Annotated in this window: 13 protein-coding genes; 11 read left to right on the top strand and 2 right to left on the bottom strand. The window is 52.6% G+C overall.

Features of this window, described 5'->3' with window-relative positions; translation table 11 throughout:
• Positions 1–40 precede the first annotated feature (40 nt).
• The 9 genes from leuS to hemW all read left to right on the top strand — a co-directional run bounded on the left by leuS (position 41) and on the right by hemW (position 12,392).
• Positions 41–2,536 (top strand): leucine--tRNA ligase, encoded by a 2,496-nt coding sequence (gene leuS / locus HMPREF0733_RS09465; RefSeq protein ID WP_013399103.1) that lies wholly within the window; start codon positions 41–43, stop codon positions 2,534–2,536.
• A gap of 138 nt (positions 2,537–2,674) precedes the next feature.
• A complete protein-coding gene (locus HMPREF0733_RS09460) occupies positions 2,675–3,622 on the top strand; it encodes a DegV family protein (protein ID WP_013399102.1) in 948 nt (315 codons plus the stop codon).
• A gap of 175 nt (positions 3,623–3,797) precedes the next feature.
• Positions 3,798–5,039 carry a ComEA family DNA-binding protein gene (locus HMPREF0733_RS10815; protein ID WP_049775448.1) on the top strand — a complete coding sequence of 414 codons (1,242 nt, stop codon included), beginning with the start codon at positions 3,798–3,800 and terminating at the stop codon, positions 5,037–5,039.
• Between the two features lie 38 nt (positions 5,040–5,077).
• On the top strand, positions 5,078–6,727 hold the full coding sequence (locus HMPREF0733_RS09450) for a ComEC/Rec2 family competence protein (protein WP_244864721.1): 1,650 nt from the start codon (positions 5,078–5,080) through the stop codon (positions 6,725–6,727).
• A gap of 74 nt (positions 6,728–6,801) precedes the next feature.
• A complete protein-coding gene (holA, locus tag HMPREF0733_RS09445; protein ID WP_013399099.1) occupies positions 6,802–7,830 on the top strand; it encodes a DNA polymerase III subunit delta in 1,029 nt (342 codons plus the stop codon).
• A gap of 66 nt (positions 7,831–7,896) precedes the next feature.
• Positions 7,897–8,493 carry a type II toxin-antitoxin system PemK/MazF family toxin gene (locus tag HMPREF0733_RS09440; protein ID WP_041322105.1) on the top strand — a complete coding sequence of 199 codons (597 nt, stop codon included), beginning with the start codon at positions 7,897–7,899 and terminating at the stop codon, positions 8,491–8,493.
• A 215-nt stretch (positions 8,494–8,708) separates the two neighbouring features.
• Positions 8,709–8,972 carry a 30S ribosomal protein S20 gene (gene rpsT / locus HMPREF0733_RS09435; RefSeq protein ID WP_004004703.1) on the top strand — a complete coding sequence of 88 codons (264 nt, stop codon included), beginning with the start codon at positions 8,709–8,711 and terminating at the stop codon, positions 8,970–8,972.
• Positions 8,973–9,150: 178 nt separating this feature from the next.
• A complete protein-coding gene (gene lepA / locus HMPREF0733_RS09430) occupies positions 9,151–11,010 on the top strand; it encodes a translation elongation factor 4 (protein WP_041321792.1) in 1,860 nt (619 codons plus the stop codon).
• Positions 11,011–11,120: 110 nt separating this feature from the next.
• Positions 11,121–12,392: a radical SAM family heme chaperone HemW gene (gene hemW, locus HMPREF0733_RS09425; RefSeq protein WP_013399096.1), complete on the top strand. Its 1,272-nt coding sequence runs from the start codon at positions 11,121–11,123 to the stop codon at positions 12,390–12,392.
• Positions 12,393–12,705: 313 nt separating this feature from the next.
• On the opposite strand, the gene HMPREF0733_RS10810 is transcribed toward hemW, so the two are convergent.
• Together HMPREF0733_RS10810 and HMPREF0733_RS09415 are read right to left on the bottom strand one after the other, a co-directional pair.
• On the bottom strand, positions 12,706–13,113 hold the full coding sequence (locus HMPREF0733_RS10810; RefSeq protein WP_115333646.1) for a DUF4870 domain-containing protein: 408 nt from the start codon (positions 13,111–13,113) through the stop codon (positions 12,706–12,708).
• 226 nt (positions 13,114–13,339) lie between these two features.
• Positions 13,340–14,191 carry a DUF3097 family protein gene (locus tag HMPREF0733_RS09415; RefSeq protein WP_013399094.1) on the bottom strand — a complete coding sequence of 284 codons (852 nt, stop codon included), beginning with the start codon at positions 14,189–14,191 and terminating at the stop codon, positions 13,340–13,342.
• 230 nt (positions 14,192–14,421) lie between these two features.
• Here HMPREF0733_RS09415 and hrcA point away from each other — a divergent pair, with 230 nt between their 5' ends.
• Positions 14,422–15,522 carry a heat-inducible transcriptional repressor HrcA gene (gene hrcA, locus HMPREF0733_RS09410; RefSeq protein WP_013399093.1) on the top strand — a complete coding sequence of 367 codons (1,101 nt, stop codon included), beginning with the start codon at positions 14,422–14,424 and terminating at the stop codon, positions 15,520–15,522.
• A gap of 97 nt (positions 15,523–15,619) precedes the next feature.
• Positions 15,620–16,756, top strand: a complete 1,137-nt coding sequence (dnaJ, locus tag HMPREF0733_RS09405) for a molecular chaperone DnaJ (RefSeq protein WP_004004697.1) — start codon at positions 15,620–15,622, stop codon at positions 16,754–16,756.
• The last annotated feature ends 18 nt before the right edge of the window (positions 16,757–16,774 follow it).

The following is a 16,774-nucleotide window of genomic DNA, read 5'->3' as shown; positions in this document are numbered from 1 at the left end:
ATAGGTTGGTTAGCGAAAATCAAACGTCAAAGGAATCGTAGTGTCTGCTGAGGTAGAGACCGAACGCACTGAGAATGCGTATGACTTCCGTGCACAGGAAGCGAAATGGCGCCCCTACTGGGAAGAAACGGGTGTCTTCAAGCCAACCGGCAACGCCGCGAAAGGTCGCCGCTATGTGCTAGACATGTTTCCGTACCCCTCAGGTGACCTGCATATGGGCCACGCAGAAGCGTTTGCTATTGGAGACATGAATGCCCGCTACTACAAGCAGTGCGGCTACGATGTTCTGCACCCCATCGGCTGGGATTCCTTCGGTTTGCCCGCAGAAAACGCTGCTATCAAGAACGGTACCCACCCAAAAGAGTGGACCTACAAGAATATTGACACGCAGGCAGAATCTTTCAAACGTTACGCTATCGCCGTGGATTGGGATCGACGTCTGCACACCTCAGACCCCGAATACTATAAGTGGACCCAGTGGCTTTTCGAGCAGTTCTATAAGCAGGGCCTGGCCTACCGCAAAGACTCAATGGTGAACTGGTGCCCCAAAGATCAGACCGTGCTCGCGAACGAACAGGTGGTTAATGGCGCTTGCGAACGATGCGGCACCACGGTTACTAAGAAGTCGCTGAATCAGTGGTACTTCAAGATTACTGACTACGCCCAGCAGCTTCTTGACGATATGGAGCAGCTTGAGGGCAAATGGCCCGAACGTGTTCTGCTGATGCAGCGGAACTGGATTGGGCGTTCCGAAGGTGCTGAGGTTCGCTTCGAGATTGAGGCTACCGAGGCGCAGCCTGCCGAATCCTTCACAGTCTTCACCACCCGCCCAGATACCCTCTACGGTTCAACCTTTATTGTTGTTGCCGCTGACTCGACCTTTGCCGAGCAGATTGTGGCACCCGATCAGGCACAGGCGCTAGAGGACTACCGCGAGCAGATTAAGGCCCTCAGCGATATTGACCGCCAGTCTTCCGAGCGTGAAAAGACCGGTATGTTTACTGGGCGTTACGCAATCAACCCGCTGAACGGCGCAAAGTTGCCGGTGTGGGCTTCAGATTATGTGCTTGCCGATTATGGTACCGGCGCTATTATGGCGGTGCCCGCGCACGATCAGCGTGACCTTGACTTCGCCAAGAAATTCGACCTGCCGATCGTGACGGTGCTCGATGTTGAGGGCGAGGAAGACCCTGCCGAGTCGGGTATCGCCACTGCGGGCGATGGGGTACTCATTAACTCCGGTGAGCTAACCGGACTTCCTAAGGCAGAGGCTATTGCGAAGGCTACCGAGCTGGTTGAGGCTGCCGGCACCGGCGAAGGTAAGGTTATTTACCGCCTGCGCGACTGGTTGCTCTCGCGCCAGCGTTTCTGGGGCACGCCTATTCCCGTGATTCACTGTGAGGACTGCGGCGAGGTACTGGTTCCTGAAGAACAGCTGCCGGTTCTGCTCCCAGATAATCTGCGCGGTGAACAGTTAGCTCCCAAGGGACAATCGCCCCTTGCTGCCGCCGATGACTGGGCCATAGTTCCCTGCCCGCAATGCGGTAAGAGCGCTCGCCGCGATTCCGACACTATGGATACCTTCGTGGATTCTTCCTGGTACTTCCTGCGCTATGTTTCACCCCGTTATGCCGAAGGCCCCTTCGACCCGCAGGCGATCAGGGAATGGGGCGCGGTCGATATGTACGTGGGCGGTGTGGAACATGCGATTCTGCACCTGCTGTATGCGCGTTTCTTCACGAAAGTTATTCGTGATTTGGGACTGATTGAGCACGGCGAGCCGTTCAAAGCTCTCATGAATCAGGGGCAGGTTCTCAACGGCGGTAAGGCTATGTCGAAGTCGCTCGGCAACGGCGTAAACCTGGGTGAGCAACTTGATACGTTCGGTGTGGATGCGGTGCGCACCACCATGATCTTCGCTTCGCCGCCCGAAGATGATGTGGACTGGGCGGACGTTTCACCCGCCGGTTCGCAGAAGTTCTTGGCGCGCGCATGGCGTGTTGCTCAGGACGTTACCTCCGAACCTGGCGTGGATGCGGCATCCGGCGATGCGAACCTGCACAAGCTGGTGGCGCGTACCGTACACGATGTGAAGCAGCTTCTTGACTCGGGTAAGTTCAACGTGGTGGTCGCCAAGACTATGGAGCTGGTGAACGCTACCCGTAAGGCTGTCGATTCGGGCTCTGGGGGAGCGGACCCTGCGGTGCGTGAAGCCACCGAAACTATTGCGATCTTGTTGTCACTCTACGCGCCGTACACCGCCGAAGACATGTGGCACGCGCTGGGACACGATAACCCGGTGCTGACCGCAGGTTTCCCGCAGGTAGATGAATCCCTGCTCGTGGATGATACCGTCACCGCAATCGTGCAGATCAAGGGCAAAGTGAAGGCGCGCCTTGAGGTATCAAAGGATATTTCTGAAGCTGAGCTTGAAAAACAAGCCCTGGAGGATGAGACTATCGCGAAGCTGGTGGAAGGCTCCGAAATCCGTAGGGTGATTGTGCGAGCCCCCAAACTGGTGAATATCGTCATCTAGCGTTTTCAGAACATCGATGCGGTGCCGTCGGAAGAAAACTTTTCGGGTTTTTCTTCCGGCGGCACCATTCTTTTTAGCTATGATGAGAAAGTCGGGTATAGCAAATCGCCATATTTTTAAGATTCAGGAGGGTGCCTTATGGGACGCATCGCTGTCGTGACAGACTCAGCCGCTGCCATTACCCCTGAAATTCTTAAGGAGCGGCAAGAACGCGGTGGTTTTGCAGTGGTACCCATGCCGGTATCCGTTCAAGAGACGCCCTCACGTGCAGGAATCAGGGGCACCCGACCCGAGACGAATACCCGCGATTTAACCGGTCTTAGCCCTGAGGAAATTGACGAAGCCATTTTGATGGCGCATGTCCTCGGAAATACGATCCATACCTCCGGTCCTGCCCCTGGTGTCTTTGCCGATACCTACGATACTCTTGTTGATGAAGGGTACGAGCATATTCTGTCGATACATCTCTCGGGAGAACTCTCTGGAACCGTTGAGTCAGCGCGAGTGGGTGCGCAGCTTTCTAAAGCGCGAGTGACCGTACTTGATTCCCGCACCGTCGCCGGAGCCTATGGGCACGCGGCGCTGCATGCCCATGATGTAGCCGATATTTGCGATAGTCCTGAGGAGCTTGCCGAGGTAGTTACCGGTATATGCGCCGAGACCGACATTTATTTCTACATTCCTACTCTCGATGCGCTTCGTCGCGGAGGCCGTGTCTCGCCCGCGTTGGCGATGGTCGGGCAGATGTTCCAGATCAAGCCTATCGGCACGGTCGCGGATGGAAAACTGACCTATGTTGAGCGCCCCCGTACCGCAACGCGCGCGAAAGAACGCCTCACGCAGATTATTCGTGACGTTTGTACCAAGCACCAATCGGTAAAAAAGCATCCTGCAGCTGCGGCTGCGCAGCACGACGTACGACCAACCGGTCACGTGGTAGCGCTTCACCATATGGGTAATCTTGCGGAAGCTAAAGTCTTGCAAGATTCGTTGGGTGCCTTCGCTTCGGATGCGGTTCTTAGCTCTCTCCCGCCCGTATTAGCGGCACATTCCGGACTGGGTGCACTTGCCGCTGTCATCTATTAGCCATGCGATGTGAGAATGTCATATTTCTTTGTGTAGCCGCTAAAATTACCCGATTCACCCGCAAAAATTGGCGCAATCCCTGTGGATAGCCGGTTTTTGTGTCCCGCTCGGATAGTTATCCACAGAATATAGGAACCGCCCGGCGGGGGCATAAGCACGCGGCTAGGCTTGCACTATGACCCGCGATAACGCCCACCAAGCATTTCACCCACTAAGCTCTTCTATGCAGACGCTACCCGAAAGAGCTGAGACGTCGGTACCAGCACAGGAAGCTCAGACAGAGAAGCAAAGCCCCTATGGGATCTGGGATGACGAGCCCACAGAACGCCTTATGCCGCATGATGATTTTGCGGAAGGGTCTGCTTCTTCTGCCTCGGTGGGGAAGAGCCCTCGAAGACTCTACTCAGATTCTTACGAACAAACCGTGTATGAGCAGCATGAGTCGGCATCTGAACAGCTTTTAAGACGAGCTAGACAACGCGCCACTCATAGCACCGAACCAGACGATTTGGCGGAAAGCTACTACGAGGGCACACAGCAGCAGATCTCCGCGGTAAAACCTGCGCACAACCCTGCCAATGAACAGCGCGGCGAGCGCACTACTCACGTTATTGCACAGCGTGAGAATATGCCCGAAGAGCTCATTCAGGATGAATGGGACGAATGGGAAACACCAGCGAAAACCCGTGCTTTTCGGTGGAAGGTTCCGCCCTATGCCGTCTTCGTTTTAGCCTTGGGCGTTCTAGGAATTATTCTCTGGGGGTTGCTAGGATTTACACCCACTCCGCAAGCAAACGAAGAGTCTACCAGTAGCGCCCAGGTGGCGGCGCCAGGGGCTAGCTCATCCGTAATTCCGAGCGCCACCCCTTCGGATTCATCTGCGCAGAATAAGGTTCCGAATAAGAATGGCACTATTCGAGTGCATATAGCTGGAGCAGTCAAAACTCCTGGCGTGCAAACGCTCCCTGCTGATGCCCGCGCCATTGATGCCCTTGAAGCCGCAGGAGGCGCAACCCCGGATGCCGACCTCAACCGGGTGAACCTCGCGGGCAGCCTTAGCGACGGCACACAGCTTTACATCCCCAAGACAGGGGAGACCGCTGCACCGGCACTTGCCGCACCAGCCGGAGGAAACAGTGCTTCACCCAACGGTTCTCCGGGAACCGCGCAAAATCCTGCGGCACCGAAATCTTCTGCGGGCACTGGGCAGCAGGGCGCACCGGGTTCTCCTATCAACCTGAATACTGCGACTGCTGAGCAGCTGCAGACTTTGCCGCGCATTGGTCCTTCTCTAGCCGCCCGCATTATTTCTTGGCGTGATGCTCACGGAGGTTTCAAAAGTGTTGATGAGCTGGATGCAGTACCTGGCATCGGTCCCTCTCTCATGAGTTCGTTGCGCCCGCTCGTCACAGTCTAAATCCGTTAGCGTCAAACATATAGGTAATGAGCCGCATCATGAGTTTTCTGCACATCCCGCCTAAGCTCAAACCATATCTCACCCGAAATTTCGCCCGTACCGAGTGGATGCGCTATCGCCGCGACCATAACCGCGAATGGTTTCGCGCTGTTAGTGCCATTATTCACCTTGATATACGGCTTATAGTCTCGGCGGTCGTACTCTGGATTTTCACGCTGGCCGCCATGTATCACGGCACTTTTCAGCCCTATAAATACTGCGTTTTAGTGGCTATTAGTCTGCTCGGAATAATCACCATAACGCTTAATACCCTCTATGGACGCAAAATCGCCCATATTCTTTGTCCTATCCTCGGGCAGTTCATGTTCATTATGCTCTTGGTGACTCTGCAAGCTGTCCTGCTCATGCTGACCGGAACGGACTCCAGCCGCACGACCCTAAGAGATGCCGAAGGAGCCTCGTTACGTATAACCGGAGTCATCAGGGAAATACGCCCTCTTGACTCGCATACGAATATGATCATTCTCAGCACCGAAACGGCTCAATACCGTAATCTTCGAGCACCAATTCATGAAGATATTCGTATTTACAACAACACACGAAAACAGCAGCTTAACCCCGGAACCCGGGTTAACGCGCTCGGAACCCTTGAAAATAAAGGCACCACCGCATTCCTCAAAGGTGCAAGCATATTCCCTCAACCGAACCAAAATCTTGAGCACACGCGCGCCCTAAACACTAGGATGCGCGATTACGCCCGCCGACACCTCGATGCCGAAACCACGGCATTACTTCTAGGTACCGCCTATGGCGATGACTCCGCAATGCCCAACACCAGTAAGGAAAACTATAAGCTTAGCGGGCTCAGTCACCTTACCGCAGTCTCTGGAGCAAATATTGCCATCATTTTCATGGCTGGCTACCGTTTTGGAATTCTCGTGCGCGTTCCACGCCGCCTCATGATCGGAATGGGTATTACCGCCGTCGTTCTCTACTCCACGATTCTCACCTTTGAGGGATCCGTAATCCGCTCTATTCTCATGGGGTCACTAGGAGCTTTGGCGATGCTCCGCGGCACCGGGAGAAATACTCTTAGCGCGCTCGCCACCACTATCGTGTTCTGCCTCGTCGCTGCGCCGAAACTCGCCGGTGACCTCGGCTTCGTGCTCTCCACCGTGGCTACGGCATCGCTGATAGCGCTCGGACCCTCACTCACGCGCCTCTTGATGCGCGTCCTACCGCACACCCTCGCCGAACTTATAGCAGCTTCCGCCAGCGCCTCGCTCTGGTGTACCCCTGTGATTTTAGGTATCAGCGGCAAAATACCGCTCTATACCATTCCCGCAAATATGCTTGCCGCTCCACTAACCGCGATCACCATGTTTGCTGGTCTTGCCGCGTTCCTGAGCTACAGCATCAACTTCACGGCCATCACGGATATTGCTCTTATTCTCGGTAGAATACCGGCACAGGGCATCGAATACATAGCGAAATATTTTGCACAAGCACCCGCAAATCCACTCGATGTAGATGTTACTCTGGCATCTGTAGCTTTTGCTGGAGTTACTGTCTTTGCAGGTAGCCTGCTGATATGGCTCTGGGATTACCGTATTTACAAGCGCGAACTTCACCTCGATTATGTACGTATGCCCGGTACTCGGCATGTAACTAGTACGCACCGTCAATAACCAACGCACCAAATCGGTCAAAGACACTTCGGTATGATAGAAACGGCAACACACCGAACGAGCAATGAGGTACCGTGACTCCCAGGGGAAGCTCATCACGCGGCAACTACCGCGGCCAACGCGCTAATAAAGCGCTTGATAACGCATGGCGCACCGTAGATCCCGCACCGGTCATCATGCTCCACGGTTCCGAAGAGTATTTCGCCTCACGAGCACGTGAACGTCTGCGCACCGCTTTTTATAGCACCTATCCAAATGCAGACCTAGTCACCATCAACGCTTCAACCTACACTGCGGGGGAACTCACCCTCCTCGCGAGCCCGTCGCTCTTTGGGACTGCCAAAATAATAGATGCTGACAACGTCGCCACCATGAGTGAAGATTTCCTTAACGATGTTCTCAGCTACATTGCTGCCCCAGAATCCGACATTATGCTCATCATGCAGCATTCCGGCGGTAACCGCGGCAAAAAACTCATTGATGCCATACGTAAAAACCACGTTCTTATTCCCTGTAAACCGCTCAAAGCCGAGCGCGAAAAAACGGAATTTGTCACCAGTGAATTCCGAGCGGCTAAACGCACTATCGATCCCGGCGCCCTACGCCTACTCGTAGCCGCCACCAATGACACCGCTGAACTCGCTTCCGCCTGTGCTCAACTTCAAGCAGATGTTGCGGGAAATATTACCGAAGAGATCGTGAACCGTTACTATGGCGGGCGAACCGAAGTTACCGCTTTTCGGGTGGGAGACGCCGCTGTTACGGGAAACGCAGCAGAAGCGCTTAGGCTTTTGCGACATGCTTTAGCAACGGGAACAGAACCTATCCCTCTGTTGGGGGCACTTGCCATGCGTATTCGCAATATTGCCCGCCTGCATCATGTGCGTGCCAGTGCCCAGGAACTTGCCCGTGAGGTAGGTATGGCTCCATGGCAGGTTGAACAGGCACAACGTGATGGAAGGCGTTTCACCGGTGAACAGATCGCCCGTATCGTGCAGCTACTTGCTGATGCCGACGCACAGCTCAAGGGGGAGGGCCTAGACCCGGTATATGCGGTTGAACGTGCGGTACTTGCCATTGCGTTGCCTCATAACCGCTCATAAATGCATTTTTATTTTGCTCATATATGAGCTAGGGAAAGATTTGCGTCATAAGGCATAATGGACTCCATGCTACAAACACTGAAAAAAGCATTCTTCGCCGTTTTGCCTTCGCTTCGGAAAGCAGCAGAAGATGCTCTGCGCGATAATGCACAACAGTCGCAAGCACAGACCAACCACGATTCTGAACAACCTCAGACGTCAAATGCGCCGAAACCAGGCCCCGGTGCTTCTAAGTCTGCGGCCTCTCAACAGCAGAGTTCGCAGGGACAGGGCTCAGACTATCCAGGAGACTATCGCGGGTCTATTGACTTTGAGTATTCTCCCGCATTGGACGGCGATCCAGATCCTGGTGAGATCGTGTGGACTTGGGTTCCTTACGAAGAAGACCATACTCAGGGGAAAGACCGCCCGGTCATACTTGTAGGGCGTGACGGGGAATACCTGCTTGCCTTCATGATGACCAGCAAAGACCACAACAACCGCGATCATGCAGATTCTAATTATCTAGATATTGGTTCAGGCTCTTGGGATTCCCAGGGTCGGGCCTCCGAGGTCAAACTCAATCGCGTCTTACGGGTGCGTCCTGAGAACATGCGCCGTGAAGGGGCAATTATGCCTCAAGAGACTTTCCGCCTTATCGAACAAGCCTACAACCGCCGTTAGTCCGAGATTGTACCTATCTCAAAAGCGCGAAAATTATATATCATCCTTGAAATAAAAGGTATTCTTACAGGCACTTATCTGCTATGATTTGTGGTTGAGTGTCTGGTGGTCATCAGGCACTGCTGACCGGTTGCCATAGGCATCCCCACGCCGCTCAGTCGATGATCGGTCAGCATAGCCCTCACCGACCAATAAGACAAACAGAAAGTTTAATCGTGGCTAATATCAAGTCCCAGAAAAAGCGCATCCTCACCAACGAGAAGGCTCGTCTGCGTAACAACGCTATTAAATCTGAGCTGAAGACCGCAACCCGCCGGGTTAAGGAAGCTGTTGAGGCACAGAACAAGGAAGCTGCCGAAGAGGCACTGCGTTTTGTGAGCCGCAAGCTGGATAAGGCTGTTTCTAAGGGTGTTCTGCACAAGAAGAACGCTGCTAACAAGAAGTCCGGTCTAGCGCATCTGGTTAACAAACTTTCCTAATGTCAGCCTCTGTACGAGGCGCATTGCGAAGTGATAAGGTTTCCCCGTCGGTTCTCTCCCGGCGGGGAATTCTTTGTGCTCGCCAGCCGTGCCGGTTCGCGCTTCCAGCGTGCATTATGGGAAAATAAAAGATAATTGTGCCAGCTGCCTGATGAACCTCCATGAAAGGAATATGCGAGTGGCTCCTCTGTCGAAAAATCCGCCAATACCGGCGGCTACCGACCCCGCGATTATTCGCAACTTCTGCATTATTGCACATATTGATCATGGAAAATCCACGCTCGCTGATCGTATGCTTCAGGCAACTGGCGTTGTCGCGCCGCGCGATATGAAGGCACAATACCTTGACCGCATGGATATTGAGCGTGAACGAGGCATCACCATTAAATCCCAGGCAGTACGTATGCCATGGGAGATCGACGGTACTTCCTATGCGCTCAACATGATCGACACTCCGGGACACGTTGACTTCACCTATGAAGTCTCTCGCTCACTTGCCGCATGCGAAGGTGCTCTGCTTCTTGTTGATGCGGCACAGGGGATTGAAGCCCAAACTCTCGCCAATCTCTACTTGGCAATGGAGAACGATCTTACGATTATTCCTGTCTTGAATAAGATCGACTTGCCCGCCGCTATGCCCGATAAATATGCTGAAGAGCTGGCGAACCTCATTGGCTGCGAACCTGACGAGGTTCTGCGGGTTTCAGGCAAAACTGGTGAGGGTGTAGAAGCTCTGCTGGACCGTATCGTCGAAGGCATACCCGCGCCTGTGGGGCAGGCGGACACGCCGGCCCGCGCCATGATTTTTGACTCGGTTTATGATTCCTATCGTGGAGTGGTCACCTATGTGCGTGTCGTAGACGGAAAACTTGAACCGCGCCAGAAAATCAAGATGATGTCTACCGGCGCAGAACACGATCTGCTTGAGATTGGGGTAATTTCACCCGACCCCATTCCCTCCAAAGGGCTGAGCGTGGGTGAAGTGGGTTATTTGATCACTGGTGTGAAGGATGTTCGGCAGTCCCGCGTAGGCGATACCGTAACCTCTGCTGTAAAGCCTGCCGCAGAATCCCTAGGCGGCTATGAAGACCCGAAACCTATGGTGTTCTCTGGGCTATTTCCTATTGATGGTTCAGATTATCCGGCGTTGCGAGATGCCCTAGACAAGCTCAAGCTCAACGATGCTGCGCTTGTCTACGAACCCGAAACTTCTGCAGCACTTGGGTTCGGTTTCCGGTGTGGCTTCTTAGGCCTGCTGCACCTTGAAATCGTGCGCGAACGCTTGGAACGCGAGTTCAATCTCGACCTTATTTCGACCGCCCCCAACGTTATCTACGATGTTGTGGACGAATCGGGTAATGCAAAGCGCGTGACTAATCCAAGCGAGTTCCCCGAGGGTAAAGTCGCAACCATTCGTGAACCGATGGTGGCATGTACGATTATTGCCCCCAGCGACTATATTGGGGCGATCATGGAGTTGTGCCAGTCGCGCCGCGGGCAAATGGGCGGCATGGACTACCTATCTGAGGATCGCGTTGAGATGCGGTACCGCCTGCCGCTGGCCGAGATTGTCTTTGATTTCTTCGATCAGCTCAAGTCCCGTACTCGTGGATATGCATCCTTGGACTGGAAGTTCGATGGTGAGGAAGAGGCGGACCTGGTGAAGGTCGATATCCTGCTTCAGGGTGAGAAAGTGGATGCTTTCTCGGCTATTACCCATCGCGACAAGGCCTATTCGTACGGTTTGATGATGACGAGTAAGCTTCGTGAGCTAATACCTCGTCAGCAATTTGAGGTTCCTATTCAGGCTGCTATTGGTTCTCGCATCATTGCCCGCGAAAATATCCGCGCTATGCGCAAGGACGTGCTATCAAAATGCTACGGTGGCGATATTTCGCGTAAGCGCAAGCTGCTGGAAAAGCAGAAGGAAGGCAAGAAGCGCATGAAGATGGTCGGCCGCGTCGAGGTACCGCAAGAGGCATTCATCGCCGCCCTATCTTCGGGCGAAGAGAAAGAGAAGAAAGACAAAAAGAAGTAAATATTTACCGTCTTTCTTGCGGGTAGAGACCTGACTCCAAGAAAAGAGCGTCTCTACCCGTCATTTTTACGCACACGCACTCGGCTAGATTCCCATGAAGGAGGCATTGTATGGCACCCGCGCAACCGGCTGGCGCGCCCGCGCCGCGTGATGGACGCATCCCAGCCTCGTGTGCGCACGGGTGCCAAAACCGTGATTTTAGCCTCTACGTACATATTCCGTTCTGCTCGGTGCGATGTGGGTATTGTGATTTCAATACTTATGCCACCGAAGATTTTGGTGACGGGATAGGGCTGGGTACGTATGCGGACGATGCTATAGCTGAGATTTTCTTTGCCGCTCGCGCTCTTGAAGCATCCGGGGTGGTAAAGCGGCCGTTGCATACGGTATTCTTCGGCGGGGGTACGCCCACGAAACTCCCTGCGTATGATTTGGTGCGCATCCTGAGAACTGCAATTGATATTTTCGGTATCGAAGATGGTGCTGAGGTCACCACCGAGGCTAATCCTGACTCTGTCACCTATGAGGATCTGCAGACGTTAAAAGACGGCGGATTTACGCGTGTTTCTTTTGGTATGCAATCTGTTGTGCCCGAGGTTTTGAAAGTTCTTGACCGTACCCATACACCCGAAAATGTTCCTAAAGTTGTGGCGTGGGCGCGAGATATTGGTCTTCAAGTATCGATAGATTTAATTTATGGCTCTCCGTCAGAAACGCTGGAGCAGTGGGAGCAAAGTGTGCAAGCGGCGATTTCTTATCAGCCAGACCACATTTCTGCATATTCTTTGATTGTTGAAGACGGTACTAAACTTGCTGCACAAATTCGGCGCGGTGAATATACAATGCCTGATGATGACCTCATGGCAGATATGTATTTGCGTGCAGAAGATCTTCTCATGCAAGCCGGATATCGGTGGTATGAGGTCTCGAATTATTCTCGGTCTGAGCATACTCGAAGTGACCATAATATGGCGTATTGGCGTAATCAAGACTGGTGGGGAATAGGACCGGGAGCACATTCACATATAAACGGTACCCGGTGGTGGAATATTAAACATCCCGTTCCCTATGCGCATCGCGTTCGAGCTGGGCAGTCGCCGGCCGCAGCGCGAGAGATTTTAGACTCAGATTCTCGTTCTTTTGAGACGATTATGCTGTTGATTCGAGTACGTGAGGGGCTGCCTATGCACGAGCTTCTAGCCGTGCATCCTGCCGCTGACCTGGGGTCTTCTTTACGATGGTTGCTCTCGCAAGGTCTCATTGAATCCGATATTTTTACGGATACCGGTATGCCCAATCCTGATGCTTCGGTAAAACTCACGCTGCAGGGGCGACTTTTAGGTGATGCTGTTACTCGAGAATTACTTCCAGATATAAAATAAATGTCTCGTAAAATATGCGAGAATACTTACCCCAAAAATATAATTGCCTTAACTTTCAGGATAAAATAATTGAATTACTAGACATTAGGTTGAAACTAAGGTAGAGTTTATATCGGCAGGACGGTATATGTTACAGCGTGTTGTCGTCTTTGCTGAAGTTGAGTGAATACGGTTGAAGGTCCCTTGTGTATCAGGGGCCTTCAATCGTTAACAGGTGTTTTATGTGGTATGTAATATGCGCGTAAAAATAAAGGGCCACATATTCCATATCGAAATAGTGACCCGGGGTGCCTTATACGGTGTATAAGGCTGTTTATACGCGGCGCTCGGCTGCCTGTTGTTGCTGTTGCCCTTCCATTTCTTCTCGGTGCTGCTTCTTCTTTTCTTTGAAGTCTTCAGCAGGCTTGAGGAAAAGGTCAAGGATACGCAGGTTGAGCTTGTACCTATGAGGTTCTCCTTGAGCGGCGTAGATGCCCGCAATTACGGAACTGATCGCCATATAAAGCCACAGAATAGCAGTAAAGAACATCATGAGGCTTGCCATGCCGGGCACAAAGCTCAAAATGAGAAGAACAAGAATTATGATTGAAGGCAGAAGCGTAAAGTTCATGGCTTCACGTGACTCTTGCTCAGTGAAGGGGGCGCGGTCACGATACAAATAGTAGATAGCAGCGGCAGGCAAAAACCCAATGATGCCGCTAAAGTGAGCAAAAGTCGCCATGCTCCGGTCCTGCAACACAGGCAAAGGTGTAATGTTTCGTTTATGCCCCTCCGGGCGAGTATCTTGAACCACAGAAATCCTGATTATTACTCGTCTATTTTGCTCTGCCGTACACATGCCTCAGTTGGTGCACCTGTACAACCTAAAATCCTTATTTATTGTAACGTGTTTTGCCGAACGCCTCGCCAGAGGCGCGGCATAGACAACCTGAGCTACTCACATTACCTTATTCAGTCAGAAAATCAATGAGCGACTCAACAGGTCCTAGCAGCGTAGGATCAAGATCGGAATAAGAGTCAACTCGGGAAAGAATACGTTTCCAGGCGTTTGCCACGTCTTCCTGGTTTTGATGTGGCTGTCCCAACCGACGTAGAATTCCTTTCTTCCAGTCCTCACCTCGAGGCACCTGCGGCCATGCCGGAATTCCGAAAACCTGCGGCTTGACGGCCTGCCAAATATCAATGAAAGGGTGCCCCACAATCTTAATATTTCCAGCAGCGCCGGGAACAGCTAAAGCCTCCGCCACAACACGTTCTTCCTTGGTGCCTTTCAGAAGATGATCCACAAGAATTCCAAGTCGTCGCTCTGGACCGGGGGAGAACTCTTTAACGGCAGTTGCTAAATCATCAACACCATGAAGGGGCTCGACCACAATACCTTCAACCCGCAGATCATGGCCCCACACTTTCTCGACGAGTTCCGCATCATGAAGCCCCTCAACCCAGATTCTGGATGCGCGCGCTACCCGTGCTGGAACGTTTTCAACTGCTACCGAACCAGAACGAGAAATTTTGCGCCCTGAGGTCTTTCGTGGTGTTGGGGCAACAATCTCAACCGGTTCGCCCTCAAGAAAGTACCCGATTCCTAAAGGAAAATTTTTGACCCGTCCGTGAGCGTCTTCAAGCCCGAAAAATATTTCTCCACCGATACGTTCGGCACGCACTACTTCGCCAACCCACCCGTTAAGATCCTCAAGGACCATCCCGCGTTTTAGTTCGACCCGACGAGGAGGCGCAGGCCTGTTATTCATTGAGGCACGCGATAGATCTTGTGCACCCCAAGCGTATCGTTCACTCATATCTTGCATCCTTCGTACAACGGCACCACGGATATTGCCTGGTTTCCGCAGGTTAGCTTTTGGCAGAACCCATCCAATTCTAAAGTATTGATAACTCGCTTCTGGCGAAAGACTAGTACCGCTAGGGGTTACCCGGCTATGATAAAAGTAGTTTTTAGCACTCTCTCAACAAGAGTGCCAGATTATGCTTTTCCAGATTATTAACCACCGATAGGGTCGCAAGGAGTACCATGTCACACGAACGCCGTATGCGCATATTGCAGGCAATCGTTGAAGACTACGTGCGCACAGGCGAACCCATAGGTTCAAAGACGCTGGCACAGCGCCACCATCTTCAAGTATCCAGTGCCACGATACGCAATGATATGGCAGCTTTAGAAGAACAGGGACTTTTGAGCGCACCGCACGCCAGCGCTGGGCGTATTCCTACAGAACAGGGATACAGGTTCTTCGTCGATGCTCTAGCCGCGCCGCGTGCTCTCTCTGCAACCCAAGTTTCGGCGTTACGGCAAATTCTTGAAAGCGCACACAGCGTAGAAGACATGATTGAAGCCGCCACCCGAACACTTGCCCATCTCACGCATCAGGTGGCGCTTATCCAGTACCCAACACGTAACGCTGGAACTCTCTTGCATCTTGAGTTCGTACCCCTAGATTCACGCACGCTCTTAGCATTGCTTATCAGTGATCTTGGCACAATCCACCGGGTTACCGTGATACTGCCAGAGACTACAGCCTTAGCGCATGATGAAACTGTGTCAGCTCTTGCAGCGATTAAAGAGAACCTGCTTAAAATGCTTCAGGGTTTACCTTTCGAAAACATAAGTGCATTGCTGCCAGAAGCGCATCATCCAGCGTTGCGAGGCCGCTCTCCGGAGCTCGCCGAAGCTATCGTGGATCATCTGCGAGCACAGCCTTATTTTGAACGAGATATTCGCTTCGCGATCTCTGGTACCTCAAACCTAGCACGAAGTCACGACGACTTCTCGGCGAGCATAGCTCCCATTTTGGATGCGCTCGAGGAACAGGTTACGCTGCTTCGCGTGCTGTCTCACGCATCGGTTCAAGAAGCCGGGTACAGTGTAAGGATCGGTCACGAGAATACGGAGCAAGCGCTTCAAGGAGCTTCTATTGTCACTGGTGAATACGATTCACCCGTTGTAGTTTCATACGGCAAACAACATTTACCAGACAATGAAGGCGCCTTGGGGAAGCATACGGCAAAACTTGGCGTGGTGGGTCCAGTCCGCATGGATTACCGTGGTAACATTGCGGCGGTGAACGCGGTAGCTCGCTATCTAGGTCATGTCTTAGGCACACGAGCATCATGACATCAAGCGGGTAACTCCTCAGAGCCCAACAAATTTACAGATTTTATATTGACACCATACCCGGAGCACTCCGGTACGAAAAGGATAGAAGAAACACGTGAGCGATCACTACTCAACTCTTGGAGTCTCAAAGGACGCAAGCCCCGAAGAGATTAAAAAAGCGTACCGTAAAAAGGCGCGTCAACTGCACCCCGATGTTAACCCATCCGAAGAGGCAGCCGAGGAGTTCAAACGTGTAACCCTCGCCTATGAAGTACTCTCAGATAACGAGAAACGCCGTAATTACGACGCTACCGGCGACGAACAGGGTCGTGCAGGATTCCCCGGAGGCGCAGGAGGATTTGGCGGCTTCGGCTCAGGAAGTTTCGGGTTCCAAGATCTTTTCGATATGTTTACCGGAGGCGGTGGACAAAGCGGTCCCGCGTCCCGCGTACGCCAGGGACAAGACGCACTTATCAACGTCTCAATATCCCTCAAAGACGCAGTTTTTGGCGTCGAAAAGACTGTAGAGCTTAACACGGCCGTCACTTGTAAATCCTGTGAAGGTGAAGGAACAGCTCCCGGAACCCACCCCGAAACCTGTGAGACCTGTCATGGCCAGGGATTCATGCAGCGCCGTGTTCAATCCATCCTAGGAACCGTCATGCAGCAGGTAGAGTGCCCCAGCTGTCAGGGATATGGCACCGTCATCAAACACCGCTGCCCAGAATGCCACGGACAGGGCCGTGTGGGCGAAAAACTCCCGCTGACCTTCACCGTTCCCGCCGGTGTTAATGACGGAGCCCGCATACGTCTGCGAGGTAAAGGCGAAGCTGGACTCAATGGTGGTCCCAATGGCGATCTTTATATTGATCTCAACGTTAAGCGCGATAAATACTTTGTTCGCGATGGTGATAATCTCACTACAACGGTGAATATTCCTATGGTCGCAGCCGTTTTAGGAACCACCGTACCCTTAGAAACCTTCGATGGGGTTCAAGAGATCACCATCCCTGAAGGCGCACAAAGCGGCGACATCGTAACTTTGAACGGCTTAGGTGTTACCCGCCTTCACTCCGATAAACGCGGAGACCTACAGGTACGTATTCAGGTCACAACACCGACCAATGTAAACTCCGAACAACGTGAGTTGCTCCAAAAATTCGCTGAACTTCGTGGAGAAGACTTGCACGAAGGCACCCACGTCAAACAAAAACATGGTCTTTTTTCGCGACTCAAAGACCAATTTAAATAGACAACATTCTTTGTATCC

Origin of the sequence: Rothia dentocariosa ATCC 17931 (genome assembly GCF_000164695.2) — a bacterium.
Taxonomy (GTDB): domain Bacteria; phylum Actinomycetota; class Actinomycetes; order Actinomycetales; family Micrococcaceae; genus Rothia; species Rothia dentocariosa.
The sequence above is the reverse complement of the archived record's forward strand: the minus strand, read 5'-3'. Positions and strand labels throughout refer to the sequence as shown.